This window comes from Gordonia aurantiaca (genome assembly GCF_039939235.1).
Taxonomy (GTDB): Bacteria; Actinomycetota; Actinomycetes; order Mycobacteriales; family Mycobacteriaceae; genus Gordonia.
Genome location: NZ_JBDUUF010000012.1, coordinates 22,201 through 42,069, shown reverse-complemented (window position 1 = coordinate 42,069; position 19,869 = coordinate 22,201). Strand labels below are relative to the sequence as shown.

Sequence of the window (19,869 nt, the reverse complement as noted above, 5' to 3'; positions counted from 1 at the left end):
CAAGCCCGGTCACGCACGTGGTTGGATCGACAGGGTCCCCGGCGAACACATCTCACGGCCGGGCCTCGACTTACGTGACCGAAGAACGTGAAGACCGCTGCGCCCCAACAGCCTTGATGGAGAGACGATGAGCCCAGCCACCGCAACCGCCTCCCGATCCACCGGGACCCGCGCCGACCCCGAACGTCCCGCGATCCACCCCGCCGACACCCACGATCGCATCCGCGTCCACGGGGCGCGCGAGAACAACCTCAAGGACGTCGACGTCGAACTGCCCAAACGCCGTTTGACCGTTTTCACCGGTGTGTCGGGTTCGGGTAAGTCGTCCCTGGTGTTCTCGACGATCGCCGCCGAGTCGCAGCGACTGATCAACGAGACGTACAGCACCTTCGTGCAGGGCTTCATGCCGACGATGGCCCGCCCCGACGTCGACGTCCTCGAGGGACTGACCACGGCGATCATCGTCGACCAGGAACGCATGGGCGCCAACATCCGCTCGACCGTCGGCACCGCCACCGACGCCCACGCCATGCTGCGAATCCTGTTCAGCCACTTGGGTGAGCCGCACATCGGTCCGGCGCAGGCGTTCTCGTTCAACGTGGCGTCGGTCAGCGGCGCCGGCGCGGTCACCGTCACCAAGGGCGGCCGCGAGGTCAAGGAGCGGCGCAGTTTCTCGATCACCGGCGGCATGTGTCTGCGTTGCGAGGGGCGTGGCGAGGTGTCGGATTTCGATCTCACCGCGCTGTACGACTCCTCGAAGTCGCTCAACGAGGGCGCCCTCACCATCCCCGGCTATTCCATGGACGGCTGGTACGGCCGCATCTACCGCGGGTGCGGCTTCTTCGACCCCGACAAGCCGATCGCGAAATTCACCAAGAAGCAGCTCGACGACCTCCTCTACAAGGAGCCGACGAAGATCAAGGTCGACGGCATCAACGTCACCTACGAGGGCCTCATCCCGAAGATCCAGAAGTCGATGCTGAGCAAGGACCGTGAGGCCATGCAGCCGCACATCCGGGCGTTCGTCGACCGCGCCATCACCTTCCAGACCTGCCCGGAGTGTGAGGGCACACGCCTGACCGCGGAGGCGAGGTCGTCGAAGATCAAGGGCATCTCGATCGCCGACGCCTGCGCCATGCAGATCAGCGATCTCGCCGAGTGGGTGGCCGAACTCGACGAACCGTCGGTCGCGCCGTTGCTGAAGAGCCTGCGCAAGCACCTGCAGTCCTTCGTCGACATCGGCCTCGGCTATCTCTCCCTGGATCGTCCGGCCGGCACCCTGTCCGGCGGTGAAGCCCAGCGCACCAAGCTGATCCGTCATCTCGGGTCGTCGCTGACCGACGTCACCTACGTCTTCGACGAGCCGTCGATCGGCCTGCACCCGCACGACATCCAGCGCATGAACGACCTGCTGCTGGCCCTGCGCGACAAGGGCAACACGGTGTTGGTCGTCGAGCACAAGCCCGAGGTCATCGCGATCGCCGACCACGTCGTCGACCTCGGCCCGGGTGCGGGCACCGACGGAGGCGAGATCGTCTTCGAGGGTTCCGTCGAGGATCTGCGCAAGGCCGACACCCTCACCGGACGTCACCTCGACGACCGCGCCCAACTCAAGCCGGAGGTCCGCACGCCCACCGGCAGGATCGAGGTGCGCGGGGCCGACCGGCACAACCTGCAGAACGTCGACGTCGACATCCCGCTCGGGGTCCTCGTCGTCCTGACCGGTGTCGCCGGATCCGGCAAGAGCTCGCTGGTCGACTCCTCGGTCGCCAACCGCGAGGGCGTGGTCTCGATCGACCAGACCGCGATCAAGGGTTCCCGACGCTCCAACCCGGCGACCTACACCGGCCTGCTCGAACCCATTCGCAAGGCGTTCGCAAAGGCAAACGGGGTGAAACCGGCCCTGTTCAGCGCGAATTCGGACGGTGCATGCCCCAGCTGCAACGGTGCCGGCGTGGTCTACACCGACCTCGCCATGATGGCGGGAGTTGCCGCGCCGTGTGAGGTGTGCGAGGGCAAGCGGTTCCAGCCGGAGGTGCTCGAGTACACCTTCGGCGGCCGCAACATCAGCGAGGTCCTCGAGATGTCCGTCGCGCAGGCCGAGGAGTTCTTCGGATCCGGCGATGCGAAACTGCCTGCAGCGCACAAGATCCTGAAGCGACTCGTCGACGTCGGGCTCGGCTACATCAAGGTCGGACAGCCGCTGACCACACTCTCCGGCGGCGAACGCCAGCGCCTCAAGCTCGCCGTGCACATGGGGGAGAAGGGCGACGTCTACATCCTGGACGAGCCGACCACCGGCCTGCACCTCGCCGACGTCGAGCAACTGCTCGGACTCCTCGACCGTCTGGTCGACTCCGGCAAGTCGGTCATCGTGATCGAGCATCACCAGGCCGTGATGGCGCACGCCGACTGGATCATCGACCTCGGCCCCGGCGCCGGCCACGACGGCGGACGAATCGTGTTCGAGGGCACGCCCGCCGAGATCGTCGCCGACCGGTCGACGCTCACCGGCAAGCACCTCGCCGAATACGTGGGCGCCTGACCCGGCTCTGTCACCGATCCATGGCCCCACACCGCGCTCGCCGCGGTGTGGGGCCATGGGGTCGTGGCTCGGTCCGCGCATCTCACAGCCCGCCTGTGGCCGTGTGAGATCACCGTTACCCGCCCCTTGCGGCGTCACAGCCTCGACGCAACGCGGCGGCGTCAGTGTCTGTGCATGGACAAACAATTGTTGGAAGAAAGCCTCGCCCTCGTCGATCTCCCCGATGCCGGTCTCACGGTCAGGTTCTACGACATCCTCTTCGAGCGTTACCCCGCGGTGCAGCCGATGTTCCAGCGCGACACTCGCGTACAGGCCGAGATGCTGCGGACCGCGGTCGTCTCGGTCCTCGACCACCTCGAGGACGCCGAATGGCTCACCACCAATCTGCACGCGCTCGGCAAACGTCATGCCGATCTCGGCGTCACCCGGCCCATGTACTCGGCCGTCGCCGAATGCATGATCGCCGCCATGAGCGAGATCGGTGGCGATCGGTGGACCGACGCGATGACCGAGGCCTGGCAGGAAGCGCTCGGGGCTGTCGCCGCCATCATGCTCGACGGCTATCCGGAGGAATCGGCCGAATCCGGCGCCGCCTGAGACCGCAGCTCATCTGACCCCCCCAGGCCCGCAGCGGGGTCACCGCCGCCCCCGCTGAGGTCCCGACCGTCCGCGATACGATCCCGCTCGGAAGAGAGAGGGCTCGTGACTGTTGTGGACATTCCCCGGCGGGGGATCGATCGTTTCCTTCACTCGACATGGGCACGAGGACTGACGCTGGCCGTCTTCCTCGCGAGCGCATCGGCAGCGATCTTCCTGCTGCCCAACCAGCCGCCGGCGCCCTACCGCATCGATTTCGACGTCTACCGCATGGGCGGCCAGGTGCTCCGCGACGGTGGCGACCTGTACGGCCTCCTTCCGCGACTCGCCGAGGGAGCGTATCTGCCCTTCACCTATCCGCCGCTGGCCGCGGCGCTGTTCACGGTCTTCACCGTCGTGCCGCTCTGGCTCGGACAGGCGCTCTTCACCGCGATCTCGATCGGCTGCCTGCTGCTCGTCTGCCGGATCGTCGTGTCGCACCTCACCGACCGGCCATCCGCCGATCTGTGGTGGCTCGCCGTCGCCGCGACCGCCGTCGGCCTCTGGCTCGAACCGGTCCGTGACACGCTCAACTTCGGCCAGATCAACATCGTCCTGATGGCACTGGTCGTCGTCGACGCCCTGCTCGGCCGCGGAAAGTGGTGGCGCGGCCTGCTCGTCGGCCTCGCCATCTCCATCAAACTCACACCCGCGGTGTTCCTCCTGCTGCTCTTCCTCCGCCGCGACTGGCGTGCCTTGATCGTGGGCGCGGCGTCGGCGATCGCCTATGCCGGCCTCGGCTATCTGATCGCGCCCGACGACTCGGTCCAGTACTGGACGTCGACCCTCGTCGACACCGACCGCATCGGCGACGTGAACTTCGCCAACAACCAGTCGATCAGGGGCGAGCTGGCCCGGTTGGGCGTCGAGTCGCAGGTCGCCTGGTTCGTGGTCGCCCTCGTCGTCGGCCTGCTGATCGCGTGGGCGGGCCGGCGGCTGCTCGCGGCGGCCGACGCCCACGACGATAGGGTCGCCGACGTCGCCGCGGTCATGTGCGTCGCCTTCGCGTGGCTGTTCTGCTCGCCGGTCGCGTGGGATCACAGTTGGGCGTGGATCGTGCCGCTCCTGCTGGTGTTGTCCGCGCTGGCGGTGCGTCCCGGGGCGTCGCAGGTCTGGTGGTGGCTCACGGGCACCGGGCTCGTCCTGTTCGCCGTCGCACCCCACCAACATCTCCCGCACCGCTTCGACGCCGAGCTGACCTGGGCATGGTGGCAGCACCTCATCGGGTCGGCGTACCTCATCTGGGGACTCGCGGTGATTGTTGCCCTCGGAACCCTCGCACCCCACCTGACCTCGACGAGCGCGCAACGGTCGACCGCGGCACCTTGACGTCTTGCGACGGGCCGACACGGACCCCTTGAAACAACCGCTAGAATCCGTTCCAATGGTGCATAGTGATGTAACGCACATCGGACCAACGGGGAGTGGCAGGTAGATGGTCAGTCGGAAGAAGCAGTTCCAGTCCGTTCTCGGCAAGCTGAGCAGCAAGTACCCCAGCAAGCCGCGTCCGCTTGCCGAGCCCCCGGCCGGTTCCGGACTGAAGCCGGTCATGGGTGACCCGGGCATCCCGTTCCTGGGCAACACCCTCGAGGCGTTGGCGGACCCGCTGAAGTCCGCAATGGACCGCTACGAGCGCTACGGCCAGGTCTCGTGGTCGGGCGCGCTCGGCATGAACATGGTGACCCTGGTCGGCCCGGACGCCATCGAGACCGTGTGGATGAACCGCAAGAAGGCGTTCTCGAGCGAGCTCGGCTGGGAACCGATGATCGGCCCGTTCTTCCGCCGCGGCGTCATGCTCATGGACTTCGAGGAGCACATGCAGCACCGGCGCATCCTGCAGCAGGCATTCAGCAAGCAGCGCCTGGTCGGCTACCTCGACATCATGACCCCGCACATCGAGAAGACCCTCGCCAACTGGCAGGTGGGCCCGGGGTTCCACATGTACTCCAACACCAAGGACCTGACGCTCTCGCTCGCCACCGAGGTGTTCATGGGCGCCCACGTGTCCGAGGCCGAGGCGCATCGCCTCGAGCGCGCGTTCGAGGCGGCGGTCCGCGGCGGTCAGGCCATGATCCGCAAGGACGTCGGCAACTGGACCTGGGCCAAGGGCCTGCGCGGCCGTGAGGTCCTGCAGGAGTACTTCCGTTCGGAGATCCCGCTGCGTCGCGGCAACGACGCCGACGACCTGTTCAGCGTTCTCTGCAACACCGAGAGCGAAGAGGGTGAATCGTTCTCCGACGAGGACATCGTCAACCACATGATCTTCGCGATGATGGCCGCGCACGACACGTCGACGATCGCGCTGTCGATGCTGACCTACTACCTCGGCAAGCATCCAGAGTGGCAGGAGCGGCTGCGACAGGAGTCTCTCGCACTCGGCAAGCCGACCCTCGAGTACGACGACATCGACAAGCTGCCCAGCATGGACCTCGCGTTCAAGGAGGCACTGCGCCTCAACGCCCCGGTCGGCATGCTGTTCCGGATGGCCATCGAGGACACCGACGTCTGCGGCTACTACATCCCGAAGGGCACGCTCGTCGCGATCCACCCGTGGGCGACGATGCTGCGCGAGGAGTGGTGGCCGAACTCCCGCAGGTTCGACCCGGAGCGCTTCTCGCCCGAGCGTCGTGAGGACAAGGTCCACCGCTTCGCGTGGGCCCCGTTCGGCGGCGGCGCACACAAGTGCATCGGCCTGTACTTCGGTGGCATGGAGGTGAAGTCGATCCTGCACCAGATGCTGCAGCGCTTCGAGTGGACCGTCCCGGCGGGTTACCACCCGGAGCTCACCTATGGCACCGGCCCCACTCCGGCCGACGGTCTGCCGATCGACATCCGGCACCGCGCGCTGTAGCCAGACGACGAAACGCCCGGAGGGAGTATCCCTCCGGGCGTTTGTCGTTGGTTCCTGTGTCGTCGTGTCGTGAGGAGACCGCGGGCGAGGCGACCCTCAGGCGACGACCGGCCGGGCGGTGTCAGCCGTGAACCGTGTCGAAACCGGCACTCCGGCAACCGGTCACGACGCCGACAGGATTCCGATCTCGAACACGAGCGTGTCGCCCGGTTCGATCCCGGCCGCAGGCTGTCCCTGCGCGTACCCATCCGCGGAGGTCATCGCGACGGCCACCTGTGAGCCGACCTTCTGTCCGGCGATCGCCTTGCTGAAGCCGGCGATCACACCGTCGAGCGAGAAGGTGGCGGGGGAGCCGCCCGGGCGGTACGTGCCGTCGAATTCCTCACCGGTGCGGCCGTTGACGCCGACGTAGCAGACCGTGACGGTGGCGTTCTCGGGCACGATCTCGCCGTCACCCTCGACGAGCGTCTCGACCTCGGTCTCGTCGACCTTGAACGGGGCCTCGACGGTGATCTTCGGGGCCTCGTTCGCGGTCGCCGCGACCACCTTGAGCTCGCCGGTCGCGCCCGCGAGCGTCCACTGCGGCGAGGCGTCGGCCTTGCCGGGGGCGTCGGGGCAGGTCTCGACGGCGGACGAGCCGGCGTCGGTGGCCGCCTCGGTGGCGGTCGAATCGGAATCGGAGTCGGAGCTGCAGCCGGCCACCGTCAAGACGAGGGCCGCGCCGAGCGCGAGCATCGTGTTCTTCATGTTCACCCCGGTGACGCTACCCGAGCGCCGTTGCCTCACCGGGCAGCATTCGCGACAATTCGGGCCGCCCGCTGCAGATCCGACCGGATCGCCCGCGCCGCCGGCCACCGATTGAGCAGCAGGACCGGCACCGCGACGGCCGGCACCGTCAGTTCGGCGCGCGCCCGCACATCCGTGCCGCCGTCACGCTGAGAGAATTCCAGGGTCAACGACGCATCCACGGACCGCCACGACCCGACCTCACGCCACAACCGGGGCGGCTCGCTCTCGACGACCTCCAGCCGCGGCCTCACCCCGGGGACGACGGTGACATCGGTCCAGCTCGTCCCGACATCGCCCGGTCGCTCGCCCGCGATCCGCACATCGTCGACGCGCCGCAGGCTCGACTGCCACTCGGCCCGACGCCGCGGATCGGTGAGGTGGTCGAACACCTGCGCTGCCGGCGCGACGAACCGCACGACGTCGTCCACGATGGGGATGCGGGCCATCAGGCGATGAGCTCGGCCAGACGGTTGATCTCCTCCACGGTGCGCGGCGACACCAGCATGGTGGTGACGCCGCACGACTCCCACACCTTGATCTGCTCGCGGACGAGGTCGAGGTCGCCGACGATCGCCGAGTCCTCCACGACCGCGTCCGGGATGATCTGTGCCGCTTCCTCTTTGCGGCCCGACCGGAACAGCCTGGTCACCTCGTCGACCACGTCGGAGTAGCCCATGCGGCGGTACACGTCGGCATGGAAGTTGGTGTCCTCGCTGCCCATGCCGCCCATGTAGAGCGCCAGGAACGGTTTGATCGCCGCGAAGGTGCCCTCGCGGTCGTCGGTGATGACGATCTGGGCGGTGGCGATGATCTCGAAGTCCTCCCGGCTGCGCCGCGCACCCGGCCGGGAGAAGCCCTCGTCGAGCCACTCGTTGTAGGTGTCGGCCATCCGCGGGGTGTAGAACAACGGCAACCACCCGTCGGCGATCTCGGCGGCCAGTGCGACGTTCTTCGGCCCCTCGGCGCCGAGCATGACCGGGATGTCGGCGCGCAGCGGATGGGTGATCGGCTTCAACGTCTTGCCGAGACCGGTCGCGCCCTCGCCGGTGTACGGCAGCGGGTAGTGCGGCCCGGGGCTGCTCACCGGTGCGTCACGCGCCCACACCTGTCGCATGATGTCGATGTACTCACGGGTCCGCGCAAGCGGTTTCGCGAACTTCTGCCCGTACCAGCCCTCGACGACCTGCGGCCCCGACACCCCGAGTCCGACGATGTGCCGTCCGCCGGACAGGTGATCGAGCGTCAGCGCCGCCATCGCACACGCGGTGGGGGTGCGCGCCGACAGCTGCAGCACCGACGTCCCGAGCCGCACCCGATCGGTCGACGACCCGAGCCAGGCCAGGGGAGTGTAGGCATCCGAGCCCCACGCCTCGGCGGTGAAGATCGAGTCGAATCCCGCCTCCTCGGCCGCGGCCACCAGGTCGGCGTGACCGGCCGGCGGCTGCGCGGCCCAATATCCCAGCTGGAGTCCGAGTTTCACTTCGCCGCCTCCTTGCCCGCCTCTTCTGCCGCGGCCTCGGCGGCGATCCGGTCGAATTGCGCGCCCATCGCCTCGGCCAGGGCCTGCGCGCCCGACAGCGGTCGGACCATCACCATGAAGTCGTCGATCTTGCCCTCCTCGTCGACGTGGATGAAGTCGCAACCGGTGACGCGCTTGCCGTCGACGGTGGCCTCGAAGACCAGTGCCGAATCCCGGCCCCCGGTGTCGTTGATCTCGCGGATGTAGCGGAAGTCCTCGAAGACGCGCAGCACGCCCCGCAGGATCGCCGAGGTGATCGCCTTGCCCGGGTACGGCTTGAACGCGACCGGGCTGGTGAACACGACGTCGTCGGCGAGGAGCTCCCTCATCGCCTCGGCGTCGCGGGCCTCGACGGCCTCTCGGAACTGCTTCATGCATCGACCTCCTCGTCTGTGGCGACGGGACCGGCAGTGGCGCCGTTCACACGTCTGCGGTCGACGCTATCCGATCGCCGACGCCGAGTGGGGGCCATCAGCGTGGCGAGGGCGGCCGCCAGCACCCCGATCCCGATCCAGCCGATCGCGGTGATCGGCTCGGCCAGCACCGCGACCGCCAACACCGTCGCCACCGCCGGTTCGAGGAGGGTGCTCGTGGTGGCGGTCGAGCTGTCGACGAGCTTGAGCCCCCGGCTGAACAGCACGTATCCCAGGAACTGCGGCACCAGCACGAGGTAACCGAGAACAAGCAGCGTGTCGGGATGGTCGAGGACCGACGGCACGGCGAACGCCGCCACCGGCAGCAGGAGCACACCACCGAGCCCCATGACGCCACCGGCCGACGCCCCGCGTGGGATCCCCTGGTTCATCAGTCGCCGCATCGCATACGAGAAGCCCGCATAGGTGACACCGGCGAGCAGCCCCAGCCCCACACCCCACGCCGACGCGTGCTCGCCGGGCAGGGCGTCGGCGTGCGACGACTCGCTGCGCGACAACGCCAGCGCGACGGTGCCCGCGATCCCCAACAGACACGACACGGTCCAGCGCGTCGAGAGTGCCCGGCCTTCGACGACCCGCTCGATGAGCGCCGAGAACAGCGGTGCCGACGCCAGCGACACCACCGTGCCCAGCGCCACGCCGCCCACGCGCATCGAGCCGAAGAAGCACAGCGGGTAGACGAAGACGCAGATCCCGCCGACCAGCAGCGTCGGCCATCGTCGGAGCAGGCCCGGCCAGGCGGCGCGTACCGGACGGGCGTTCACCGCCGCCTGTAGGAGTCCGCCGCCGCCCATCGCGACCGCCCCGACCGCGACGGCGCCGAGTTCCGGCACAAACGCCGCCGCCGTGCCGGACGTCCCCCACAGGCACGCGGTGAGGAACACCAGGATCATCCCGAGGCGCTCCGATGCGCCGTGGCTCGTCATCTGGCACCGGTGATGCGTGTCGGGGCGGCGTGGGGCGGGTCGCTGCGGCGGGGTATCTCGTTGCGCCCGGGCGTGGGATGCCGTGCGTAGAACTCCAGGTGCCGGCGCGCCGCGTCCTCCCACGTCAGCGACGCGGCCAGTGCACGCCCGGCGGCCACCCTGGTTGCGTCGGGTGTCAGTGCGGCCTCGAGCGCATGCGCCAGATCGGGCACGGTCGACGCGTAGGTGACCGTGTCGCCGAAGACCTCCCGGAGGATCGGCAGCTCCCGCGCGACCACGGGCCGACCGGCCGACAGCGCCTCCATCGCTGCGAGCCCGAAACCCTCCTTCACCGATGGGAACGCGAAGACCCGGCACGCGGCGACCAGCGACGGCAGGTCGTCGTCGGGCACATTGCCGAGCACGATCGGTTCGACGTCGAGTTCGGCCCGGCGACGGTCGAAGTCGGCCCGATAGTCCCGATAGTCGAACAGGGTCTCCCCACCGGCGAAGACCAGCGTCAGCTCGCGATGCCGCTCCCGCAGCAGCGCATACGCATTCAGCAGGTCGATGCTGCCCTTGCGCGGCTCGATCCCGCCGACGGCCAGCACGTACTCGCCGAGACGGTCCGACCAGCGTCGTCGCGCCCCGATCGCGACCGCGCTGTCCGACGCGGCGTCGGCGAAGCGTTGATACGCGACACCGTTCGGGATGACCGTCGGGGACAGACCCCACTTGTCCTCGACCTCGGCCGCCACCGCCTTCGAGACACAGATGCGCGCATGCGGATTCAGCACGGCCTTCTCGTGACATTCGACGAGGATCGGCGTCGTGAACTCATCGAGGTGATGGATCGTGCGGATACAGGTTCCGACGGCGTTCGCGCTGATGCAGTCCTGTGCGTGCACGATGTCGTAATCGTCGGGTTCGAATGCCTCGCGAAGGGTGTCGATGGACCGGACGATGCGGGCGGTGATGTCCTCGCCCTCACGGTCGGCGAAGGGCACCAGTCGCACGGTGACCGCCGGATCCACCTCGCGGAAGAACCCCGCGTCCCCGCCGCGGGCGAGCGACCACACCGTCACGTCGACTCCGAGTGCCGCCATGGCCTCGGCGAGGTTCAGCGTGTGCACGACGCCGCCACGCGGTTTCGTCGAGTAGGTCAGCAGGGCGACCCGCGGTGAGGGGGAGTCCACCCGCGTCATGATAGGTCCGGCGTCCCGACCTGCGCCTGCGATGATCGGGCGGGAGAGTAGGTGTCCGGCCGGAGCTCGTCGAGGTGGTTCAGGACCCGGCGTGCGCGCGCGATCTCGGCGTCGACGTCGACGCTCACGGCGGCGAGTCCGCCCTTCGAGCGCGTCGTGGAGAGGATCTCGCCGCCGGGCCCCACGACCTTGGCCTGCCCCAGGAACCGGAGCGTGCCCATCACCCCGGTCTGGTTCGACGACACGACGAACACCTGGTTCTCGGCCGCGCGGGCGCAGTCGTAGAGATCGAACAGTCGCGCCTGCCGGTCGGCGGGGAGGCGGGCGGCGCGGTCGGTGACGCTGGCCGGCCACGCCGAGAGCGCCGCGAGGATCCGCGCCCCGTCGAGTGCGAGGGTGCGGGCCGATTCCGGGAAGGTCTTGTCGTAGTCGATGAGCATGCCGATGCGTCCGACCGGGGTGTCGAAGGCGCGGAACGCATCTCCCGCCGAGTACGCCATCGACTCGCCCGCGGGCTGGTGCACCTTCCGGTGTGTGCCGAGGATGCCGTCGCCGGAGACGCAGACCGCGGTGTTGTAGCGCTGGTCGCCGTCGGCCTCGGTGTAACCGATGCACACCGTCATCGTTCCGGCCGCCCGGATGATCGCCGCGAGTTCCGGGCCATCGGGGGACAGGGCCGGCGGCAGCTCGGCCGGATCTGGATGACGCAGGTCGCCGATGTACCCGCCGATGCAGGCATCCGGGAAGACGAGCAGGTCGACTCCCTCGCGACGTGCCGCCTCGATGATCCCGACCGCCTTCGAGACGCCGCGCTCCACGTCGCGGCCGAAGTGTCCGGCGAGAGCGCCGAGCGTGACGATGCGCGTCACGCGACCCCCAGCCCGGTGACCGTCGAATCCACCGCGACGGTCACCTCGCCGTCCGGCCAGCGCAGTCGCACACCGGCCTCGGCGGTGAGACGACCACAGTCGGCGACGGTCAGCGTTTCCGGCGTCGGCACGTCGGCACGCCGTCCCGGACGGTCGGTGCTGAGCATCGCGTAGCCCGGGAAACAGGTGAGCCAGGCCCCCATCGACGCCCTGCCGGGGCGGGGGAGCGCGGTGACGTCGAGTTCGGCGCCGGTGCCCGACGCCTCGGCCAGCATCCCCAGCGTGCCCGCGATGCCGGCCATGCTCACGTCCTTCGCGGCCGCGGGTGCGACGCGCGCGAGGTGACCTGCCATCGCGCACAATTCGTCACTCGATCGCGAACTCGTCGAATCCCACTGACGGTCGTGGTATCCCGGGCGCCACGAGCCGCCGAGATCCGCATGGAGTGTCACCGTGTCGCCGACCGCACCGCCTCCTGCCCGCACTGGGGCAGGGGTGGTGCCCAGCGCTGTCACCGAGAGCGCCGACGGCACGCCGACCTGGGTGTGCCCGCCGAGAACCGGTGTGCGCCAGGCCCGCGCGGCCGACGAGATCCCGCGGATGATCCGGGTCAGATGCGAGGTGGTCGGTGCGCCGACCGCGTCGAGGAGACCGATGGGGCGGGCGCCCATCGCCGAGAGGTCGTTGATGTTGACCAGCACCGAACACCATCCGGCCCACTCGGGATCCCGCTCGATCATCGACGGGATGATGGCGTCGCAGGCCGCGATCACGTCGGTGCCGGGTAGCGGCACGCCGTCGTCACCACGGAAACCCGACGACCCGAGCCCGCCATCCTGCTCGGCGAACGGGGCGAGTGCCTGCGCGAGAACCGCTTTGGTGCCGTCGACGGTCCGCTGGATGCGGTCGACCGGCCACCGCATCTCGCGGTGCGCGCGCCCGGCGATCACCTCGCCCGGACCGGCGTCGATCCAGCCGAGGCGCCGGAACATCGGCGCGTACCGGTCCTGGACGGTGGCGTCGAACCGCACCGCCCCCTGCTGCTCGATGTAGGCGCATGCGGCACGGACGAGCGCCGGCCCGATCCCGGCCGCATGCCGGTGACCGTCGACGACGAGCCGGCTCCCGAACCACCATCCGATGTCCTCGGACGAGCCGTTCCACCGGACGGGGGCGACCCGCACCCCGCCGACGATGGTGCCGTCGTGCAGGGCCGCAACCAGCACGGCGGCCGCCGGGTCGCCGTCCGTGTCATCGAGATCGGTGCGTGCGAACAGCGCCTGCCGCTCGACGAATTCGCGGTGCCGCAGCGCGCGGTAGGCGGCGTGCTCGGCCGGCGACTCGGCGATCGTGATCAGGAACTCCGGTCGCGGTTCGACGTGCCGGCGGCCCGCCAGGATCGACAGTTCGCCGGGCAGGTGGTCGCTGTGCATCAGCCACCCACCGTCGGCAGGATGCTGCAGGCTCCGCACGCGGCGCACCCGGCGCGCTGATCGGACCCCGACATGCCGATCAGATGCAGGTACGCCGCAACCTCCCGGCTCACCTTCTCCAGCACGGCGGGATCCGGACCCGTCGCCTTGTCGACGTCGACGGCCAACGTCCCGGCGTGCGGGCGGAAGGGCACCACGAACGGGTAGACGCCCATGTCGGCGAGTTCCTTGGCTCCGGCGATCACTTCGTCCGCGTCCTCACCGAGGCCGACGAGCAGGTACGTCGACACCTGGTTGCGACCGAAAACGCGCACCGCCTCCGCCCACGCGGCCCGGTACTCCGACAGCGGCACCGTCGACTTGCCGGGCATCCAGCGCCTCCGCACCTCGTCGTCGAGCGATTCGACATGGATGCCGATGGCATCGGCGCCGGCCTCCCGGAGCTCGGCGATCACCCCGAGGTCGGCGGGCGGTTCGCACTGCACCTGGATAGGCAGGTCCGGGACCGCCGCCTTCACCGCGCGGACACATCGTGCGAGATGCCGCGCGCCGCGGTCGCGGCCGTTGGTGGTGCCGGTGGTCATCACCATCTGGGTGACGCCGTCGAGGTCGACCGCCGCACGGGCGACCTCGGCGAGCTGATCCGGCTTCTTCACCGCGATCGTGGACCCCGACCTCAGCGACTCCTCGATGGAGCAGAAGCGGCACCGCTGCGATTCGTCGTACCTGATGCAGGTCTGCACGACGGTGGTCGCGAGGACGTTGCGGCCGTGCAGGCGCGCGATCTTCTCGTAGCCGATCCCGTCGTCGGTCTGCAGGTCGTAGAACCCGGGACGGTCGATCGCCTCGACGTCGATCCCGACGTCCTCGCCCTCGTACAGGACGCGATTGCCGTCGAACACGAAGGGACTCTGTGGATTGCGTGGGATCGCGGCGTGTAGGCCGTCGATCACGAGGTGGCCGTCGTCGCTGGGGCCCGCGCCGCCGGTGCGCTGCACCGCTGGCTCGCCCCGGATCCCGAGGAGTGCCAGGTCAACTCGCGTGGATACGGTCATGGATGCTCCTTGTGGGGGAAGAAGTCTTTCGGCTACCGCGCCGCCGCCAGCCGCGGCCGTTTCTCACCGAGTGCCGCCACGACATGCTCGGCCACGTATCGCGCGTCCCGGTCGATGCCGAGGAACCGGCCCGATCCCCAGGTGTGCATCCACGGCAGGCCGATGAAGCTCAGCCCGGGCACCTGCGTGATGCCGCGCGTCTGCATCGGCCGTCCCGCGCCGTCGAACGCGCTGGCCTCGATCCACCGGTAGTCGGGTCGGTACCCGATGGCCCAGATGATCGACGTGACCCCCGCCGCCGCGAGATCCAGCTCCGCCGGCTCCTCCGGCGGCGTCCACACCGGTTCGTACCGCGACGGCGGTGGCGCGTCGAGTCCCATGGTGTCGATGTGGCGGTCGATGTCGGCGCAGATGGAGTTGTAGACGGCGTCGGCCCTGTCGAGGGACTCGGTGAGCGTGGGCGCGAACCGCAGCGTCGAATCCTTGCCGCCGACGAGCATCCCGTAGAGCCTCATGCCCTCGAGTGCGAATGCCCGTAGATCGATGTCCCGGCCCCCATCGCGTCCGGTGACGTAGTGGTTCGTCTTCTCCTGGGCCGCACGACCTCCCGGATACTCCTGGGTCGGGGTGTCGTAGAGGCCCATGTCCGACAGCCAGGTCATGCAGTCCCGTCCGCGGTAGGTGCGTGCGACGCGCGGTGCGTTCCCGACGGCCAGGTGCACCTTCCGGCCGGCGAGGTGCAGATCCTCGGCGATCTGCGTCCCCGACTGTCCCGAGCCGACGACCAGCACCGCGCCCTCGGGCAATTGTTCGGGGTTGAAGTACTGCTCGGAGTGGATCTGGTGGACGCCCGGATCGAGGGCGGACGCAAACGGCGGGATCACCGGCAACGGGTATCCGCCGGTCGCGATGATCGCCTGATCACAGGTGACCGTGGCGGTGCCGTCCGGGCCGTCGAGTGTCAACTCGAAGCGGTCTTCCTCGACGCGACACAGGCGAGTGACCCTCGTGTGTTCGACCAGTGGTGGCTCGAAGGTGTCCAGCCACCCGCGCAGCCACTCGACGACCTCGTCGCGGGTCATGAACCCGTCCGGCTCCGGACCGTCGTAGGTGTGGCCGGGCAGTCGGCAGTGCCAGTTCGGCGTGACGAGAGTGAAGTTGTCCCACCGCTTGTCGGCCCATGTGTGGACCGCGGTCTCCGCCTCGACGACCAGATGATCGATGCCGGCCTCGCCGAGGTACCAACTCACCGACAGGCCCGCCTGCCCGCCGCCGACGACGACCGCCGGAACATACGTGCCCATCACTGCACCTCCGAGACCCGCGGAGCGACGGCGGGGGTCGGCTCGGTGGGCAGCGGCGGGTACATCGAGACCACCACGACCGTCGCCGAATCCGGGTGCCGCCGTGCGTCGTTGATGATCGAGTCCGCCGACGCCGCGGCCGACGTACACGCGAACCCGAACTTCGCCCGCACCCGCTCGCCGGCCTCCTCGAGTCCCGCGCACGCGCGGGACCGGAACTCGTCGACCCGGTAGGTGCCCGGGCTGAGGTGGTCGTGCAGCACGAGGCTGGGGGAGTAGTACTGGCGGATGAGCCCGTCGGGCCACCGCACCTGCACGGTCATCTCAGGCATGGGCGAGCTCCATCCATGCGACGTCGGCGTCCTGGGGCTCGGTGATGGGGCCGTAGACGTCGGGACGGCGGTCCCGCAGGTGGAACATCCCGGCACGCATCGTGGTGAACGTCGCGGCGACGTCGATCTCGGCGACGGCCATGCCGCTGCCGAGAAGCGTCGTGTCGAGGATGTTCCCGCCCGGGTCGACGATCTTGGCGTTGCCCACGTACCGCAACGACCCGAACGTCCCGCTCTGGTTCGATGCCACCCAGAACACCTGGTTCTCCAGGGCCCGGGCGGTGTCGAAGAGGTTGAACCGGTACGTCCATCGGTCCTCCTGCAGGTTCTCGGCGGTGGCGGTGCGCGCCGCCGGCCAGGCCGAGAGGCTCGCGATGATCTCGGCGCCCTTCAGCGCCATGATCCGTGCCGCCTCGGGAAATGCCTTGTCGTAACAGATCTGGAGTCCGACCCGCCCGACCGGTGTGTCGAACACGTCGTATCCGGTGCCCGACGAGTACGACATGTTCTCGCCCAGCGGTTGATGCACCTTGCGGTAAGTGCCGTAGATGCGGTCGCCATCGAGGACAGCGGCGGCGTTGTAGCGGGTTTCGCCGTCGTCACCGAGTTCGCAGAACCCGATCGCCACCACCAGGTCCCCGATGACGGACTGCACCCGGGCGATCTCGGGTCCATCGAGGGTGATGGCCGGCGGTAGCGATCGGGCGCTGGTCTTCTGCGTGTCGCCATGGTTGCCCAACGACGACAGGTATCCGCCGATCGCGGCCTCCGGGAAGACCAGGAAGTCGACGCCGCGTTCACGCGCCTCGGCGACATGCCGTTCGATCGTCGCGTAGTTCTGCTCGAGGTCGCGGGTGAAGTTCGCCGCGACGGAACCGATTGTGGTCATAGGGATTCCCCAGGTCGGTAACGGATCTGTTCGGTAGGGCAGGGAGGTTCGGGCTAGACCATGTACGTCGAGTTGATGATCGCGCCCTTGCGGGCGTAGTGGATGATCGCGTCCTGGACGTCGAGCGGGTGGGCCGGGATGACACCCTCGATCAGGTCCTCTTCGCGCCCGCCGTGCAGGGCGAGGCCGAAGCGGCAGCAGAACACGGTGCCGCCTTCGGAGATGAACGTCTCCAGGGCGTTGTTGATGTTCTGCTCGCCGGGGAAACCGGAGTCGCCTGTCGTCGGGAAACCGCGTGTCGCAAGGCAATTGATCGCGCCCGGGCCGTAGAAGTACATCGCGGATTCGAAGCCCTTGCGCAGCGCGCGGGTCGCCTGCAGGACCGCGACGAACGACACCGACGACTCGTGCGCGATGCCGTGCACCAGGGTGAAGTAGCACTCCCCGTTCTCGGCCTGGTAGTCGGGGAAGATCTTCGTGCCGCCGTAGATGTTCGAGCCCTTCGGCAGCGAGGGGTGCGGGATCTCCGCCAGGGAGGCTTCGATGTTCGCGGTGATGGTTTCGTCGAAAGAGTGCACGGGTACTCCTGGAAGGCGTGACGACGCCGCACCACGATGCGGCGTGAGGGAGAAAGAGTGGTCGGGCCACACTGCCCGGGAAACGAAGTCGATCAAAAGACGTCGATCAAAAGACGTCGATCGGATGAGTAGCTGACGTCGCTACACGAACCAGTTCACCGCTCGATGATTACCGTGTGGTTACCGCTGGACTAAATGGACGATCGATTCGCGAAACACGGCCGGCCGGGGAGCCGGCAGCCCCGTCGAATGGCGTCAGGTGGAGAGAGTGGCCATCCCGGCCGAAGAAAAATGTCCGATGAACCGGTCGGGTCGGGGGTCTGACCGGTCCATCGGACGTAAGTCAGCATATCCTCTGCGGACCCTCTGGTCGAGTTCGGTATCCACAAATCTGAGACCTGTTTCGGTGCGGATCCCGGCGAAACGGACCCTTCAGGCGCTCTAACCAGCGGTTTTGTCTCGAATCGGGCGCTGGTGGTCGAACTTGACTAATGAACGTTGTTACGGTTTGCCTGGTCAGACGGTCAAGGTGAGATTGACGGTTGTCCGGTTTTGGCTGTCGATGGGCCTTCCGGAGGGCCTAACCCGCCACAATCCGTGACTCGACGCCGATGCGGGGTGGGCCCACACCGACGCGGGGAGCCGGGCGACGGGGTCCACCACCTCGCCCCATGGAAGGTGCACCCTGGACTCCATGCTGACCGCAATCCTCTACGGCCTCGCGACCGCCGTCCCGATCGCGATCGGCGCCGCCGTCGGACTCCGCTGGGAGCTCCCCGCCCGTCTGCTCGCCACGCTGATGGCGTTCGGCGCCGGGACGATGATCGCGGCGGTCTCCACCGAGCTGTTCGAACCCGCCTTCCGGCAGGCCGGGATCGGGCTCGCCGGGCTCGCGCTCGTCCTCGGCACCGCGGTCTACGTCATCGCGAACCGTCTCGTCGAGACCAGACTCTCGTCGAGCGCGATCGGCCCGGCGCTCATGCTCGGTGTGTTCCTGGACGGCGTCCCCGAGAACTCCGCCCTGGGCGTGTCCCTGACCGCGGGTGGTTCCGTCGTCCTCGTCGTGGCCATCGCGGTCGGCAACGTCCCGGAGGCCGTGAGCGGGGCATCGTTGATGCGCCGTGAGCACGACGCCTCGATCCGCTCGGCACTTCTGCTCTGGATGGCCACCGCCGCGATTCTCGCCGTCGTCACGGTCGGCGGATATGCGGTGTCCGGCGTCGTCTCCGACACCGGGACAAGCGTCATCCAGGCCTTCGCGGGTGGCGCGACCCTCGGCGTCCTGGCCGACGGCCTCATGCCCGAGGCCTACCGCGAGGGCGGCTGGTGGGTCGGTCTCGCGACCGCGGCCGGCTTCCTCCTCGCGTTCGTGCTCAGATAGCGCACTCAGTGCGTCTGCGTCGCCGCCGGATCGCTCGCGACGTGGTTCTTCGCCAGGTCGTGCATCGCCCGGAACACGCGCTTCGACGCCTCTGCCCAGGGCATGAGGATCGGGAAGACATGGAACATGCCGCGCTCCTCGATCGTGTGGGTCGGGACCCCGGCTTCCTTGAGCCGTGCCGCGAACTCCCGGATGCCGTCGCGGAACATCTCGTCCTGCCCCCAGCAGATGAAGGTGGGCGGAACCCACTCCGGATCCGGATCGGCGTTGGTCAGTGACACCCGCTCGTCGTTCGGCTGGATGCCGTGGAGGTAGGGGGTGACCGGGATGTTCCACGGCAGCACGTCGAGCTTGGCGTTCTCGGTGACCGACGGATGGTCGAGGTCGAGGTCGATCTCGGGGGAGAACAGGGCGAGTGCGGCCGGCTTCGGCATGCCCTCCGAATGCAGGTAGGAGACCAGCGACGCCGCGAGCCCGCCGCCGCCCGAGTCGCCGGCGACGATGATGTGATCCGGCGTCACCCCGCGCCCGATGAGGTCCTTGTACACCTCCGCGGCGTCGAGAACGCCTGCGGGATAGGGGAATTCGGGGGCCATCCGGTAGTCGGGGATGAACACCTCGAAGCCGGTGATCTTCACCAGCGACGACGCGAACGACGCGTACATCATCGGGGTGGTCCCGACGTACCCGCCGCCGTGCAGGTAGAGGATCGTCGCGCCGATCGCCTGCTTGTCCTCGTCGTCCTCCACATAGGCGTCGGTCGACGCCTTGGCGCGGCACCACAGGCCGGGGATGCCGCCGACGGTGTCGTCGCTGAGTTCCACTCCGTCGGTGAACTCGACGAAGGGCGGCATCACGACGCGGCAGATCTGATCGAGGATCTTCTCCATCGACCGGAACTCCTCGATGGGCAGTCCCGCCGAGTAGCCCATGAACGACCGGATGGACTGGCGCGTGACCGCCTGGCCGATGTTGTCGAGCAGCCCCGACGGGCCGGACCACGGTTTCGTGAACGGAACCCGGGCGAGTCCGTTCAGCATGTTCTGGGCCAGGCCGATGACAGTCAACGCCGTCAGCGGAGCGGACGCGGTCTGGACCTCGGGACGATCAGCCATCACCATGACGCTCAGGGTAGCGAGGCGCG

Annotated in this window: 19 protein-coding genes; 5 read left to right on the top strand and 14 right to left on the bottom strand. The window is 68.5% G+C overall.

Going from position 1 to position 19,869, the window contains the following annotated elements; all coding sequences use genetic code 11:
• Window positions 1-127: 127 nt before the first annotated feature.
• The 4 genes from ABFT43_RS19565 (at window position 128) to ABFT43_RS19550 (ending at window position 6,032) form a co-directional block, all read left to right on the top strand.
• Complete coding sequence (locus ABFT43_RS19565; RefSeq protein WP_347961964.1) at window positions 128-2,545, top strand: excinuclease ABC subunit UvrA; 2,418 nt, start codon at window positions 128-130, stop codon at window positions 2,543-2,545.
• A 174-nt stretch (window positions 2,546-2,719) separates the two neighbouring features.
• Window positions 2,720-3,142 (top strand): globin domain-containing protein, encoded by a 423-nt coding sequence (locus ABFT43_RS19560; protein ID WP_347961963.1) that lies wholly within the window; start codon window positions 2,720-2,722, stop codon window positions 3,140-3,142.
• Between the two features lie 105 nt (window positions 3,143-3,247).
• Window positions 3,248-4,510: a glycosyltransferase 87 family protein gene (locus ABFT43_RS19555; protein WP_347961962.1), complete on the top strand. Its 1,263-nt coding sequence runs from the start codon at window positions 3,248-3,250 to the stop codon at window positions 4,508-4,510.
• A gap of 106 nt (window positions 4,511-4,616) precedes the next feature.
• Window positions 4,617-6,032, top strand: a complete 1,416-nt coding sequence (locus tag ABFT43_RS19550; protein WP_347961961.1) for a cytochrome P450 — start codon at window positions 4,617-4,619, stop codon at window positions 6,030-6,032.
• Window positions 6,033-6,194: 162 nt separating this feature from the next.
• On the opposite strand, the gene ABFT43_RS19545 is transcribed toward ABFT43_RS19550, so the two are convergent.
• From ABFT43_RS19545 to ABFT43_RS19485, 13 genes are read right to left on the bottom strand one after another with little or no spacing between them, the layout of a single operon-like run.
• Window positions 6,195-6,779 (bottom strand): FKBP-type peptidyl-prolyl cis-trans isomerase, encoded by a 585-nt coding sequence (locus tag ABFT43_RS19545; RefSeq protein ID WP_347962038.1) that lies wholly within the window; start codon window positions 6,777-6,779, stop codon window positions 6,195-6,197.
• 35 nt (window positions 6,780-6,814) lie between these two features.
• Complete coding sequence (locus ABFT43_RS19540) at window positions 6,815-7,267, bottom strand: SRPBCC family protein (RefSeq protein WP_347961960.1); 453 nt, start codon at window positions 7,265-7,267, stop codon at window positions 6,815-6,817.
• Entirely contained in the window at window positions 7,267-8,301 is a 1,035-nt protein-coding gene (locus tag ABFT43_RS19535; protein ID WP_347961959.1) for an LLM class F420-dependent oxidoreductase, read from the bottom strand. The genes ABFT43_RS19540 and ABFT43_RS19535 overlap by 1 nt, the downstream gene beginning before the upstream one ends.
• The gene (locus tag ABFT43_RS19530) at window positions 8,298-8,714 is read right to left on the bottom strand and encodes a nuclear transport factor 2 family protein (RefSeq protein WP_347961958.1); all 417 of its coding nucleotides are present in this window, start codon (window positions 8,712-8,714) and stop codon (window positions 8,298-8,300) included. Before ABFT43_RS19530 ends, ABFT43_RS19535 begins: the two co-directional genes overlap by 4 nt.
• Entirely contained in the window at window positions 8,711-9,700 is a 990-nt protein-coding gene (locus ABFT43_RS19525) for a DMT family transporter (protein WP_347961957.1), read from the bottom strand. The genes ABFT43_RS19530 and ABFT43_RS19525 overlap by 4 nt, the downstream gene beginning before the upstream one ends.
• Entirely contained in the window at window positions 9,697-10,884 is a 1,188-nt protein-coding gene (locus ABFT43_RS19520) for an MSMEG_0565 family glycosyltransferase (protein ID WP_347961956.1), read from the bottom strand. Before ABFT43_RS19520 ends, ABFT43_RS19525 begins: the two co-directional genes overlap by 4 nt.
• A complete protein-coding gene (locus ABFT43_RS19515) occupies window positions 10,881-11,753 on the bottom strand; it encodes a carbon-nitrogen hydrolase family protein (protein ID WP_347961955.1) in 873 nt (290 codons plus the stop codon). The genes ABFT43_RS19520 and ABFT43_RS19515 overlap by 4 nt, the downstream gene beginning before the upstream one ends.
• Entirely contained in the window at window positions 11,750-13,186 is a 1,437-nt protein-coding gene (locus ABFT43_RS19510; RefSeq protein ID WP_347961954.1) for an MSMEG_0567/sll0787 family protein, read from the bottom strand. The genes ABFT43_RS19515 and ABFT43_RS19510 overlap by 4 nt, the downstream gene beginning before the upstream one ends.
• Complete coding sequence (locus ABFT43_RS19505; RefSeq protein WP_347961953.1) at window positions 13,186-14,241, bottom strand: MSMEG_0568 family radical SAM protein; 1,056 nt, start codon at window positions 14,239-14,241, stop codon at window positions 13,186-13,188. Before ABFT43_RS19505 ends, ABFT43_RS19510 begins: the two co-directional genes overlap by 1 nt.
• Before the next feature lie 32 nt (window positions 14,242-14,273).
• Entirely contained in the window at window positions 14,274-15,545 is a 1,272-nt protein-coding gene (locus ABFT43_RS19500; protein WP_347961952.1) for an MSMEG_0569 family flavin-dependent oxidoreductase, read from the bottom strand.
• A complete protein-coding gene (locus tag ABFT43_RS19495) occupies window positions 15,545-15,877 on the bottom strand; it encodes an MSMEG_0570 family nitrogen starvation response protein (protein WP_347961951.1) in 333 nt (110 codons plus the stop codon). Before ABFT43_RS19495 ends, ABFT43_RS19500 begins: the two co-directional genes overlap by 1 nt.
• Window positions 15,870-16,766 carry a carbon-nitrogen hydrolase family protein gene (locus ABFT43_RS19490; protein ID WP_347961950.1) on the bottom strand — a complete coding sequence of 299 codons (897 nt, stop codon included), beginning with the start codon at window positions 16,764-16,766 and terminating at the stop codon, window positions 15,870-15,872. Before ABFT43_RS19490 ends, ABFT43_RS19495 begins: the two co-directional genes overlap by 8 nt.
• A 53-nt stretch (window positions 16,767-16,819) precedes the next feature.
• On the bottom strand, window positions 16,820-17,344 hold the full coding sequence (locus tag ABFT43_RS19485; protein WP_347961949.1) for an MSMEG_0572/Sll0783 family nitrogen starvation response protein: 525 nt from the start codon (window positions 17,342-17,344) through the stop codon (window positions 16,820-16,822).
• A 694-nt stretch (window positions 17,345-18,038) separates the two neighbouring features.
• On the opposite strand from ABFT43_RS19485, the gene ABFT43_RS19480 reads away from it, so the two are divergent.
• A complete protein-coding gene (locus ABFT43_RS19480; RefSeq protein WP_347961948.1) occupies window positions 18,039-18,725 on the top strand; it encodes a ZIP family metal transporter in 687 nt (228 codons plus the stop codon).
• A gap of 5 nt (window positions 18,726-18,730) precedes the next feature.
• Here ABFT43_RS19480 and ABFT43_RS19475 read toward each other — a convergent pair whose 3' ends face one another.
• On the bottom strand, window positions 18,731-19,846 hold the full coding sequence (locus ABFT43_RS19475) for an alpha/beta hydrolase (protein WP_347961947.1): 1,116 nt from the start codon (window positions 19,844-19,846) through the stop codon (window positions 18,731-18,733).
• Window positions 19,847-19,869 lie beyond the last annotated feature (23 nt).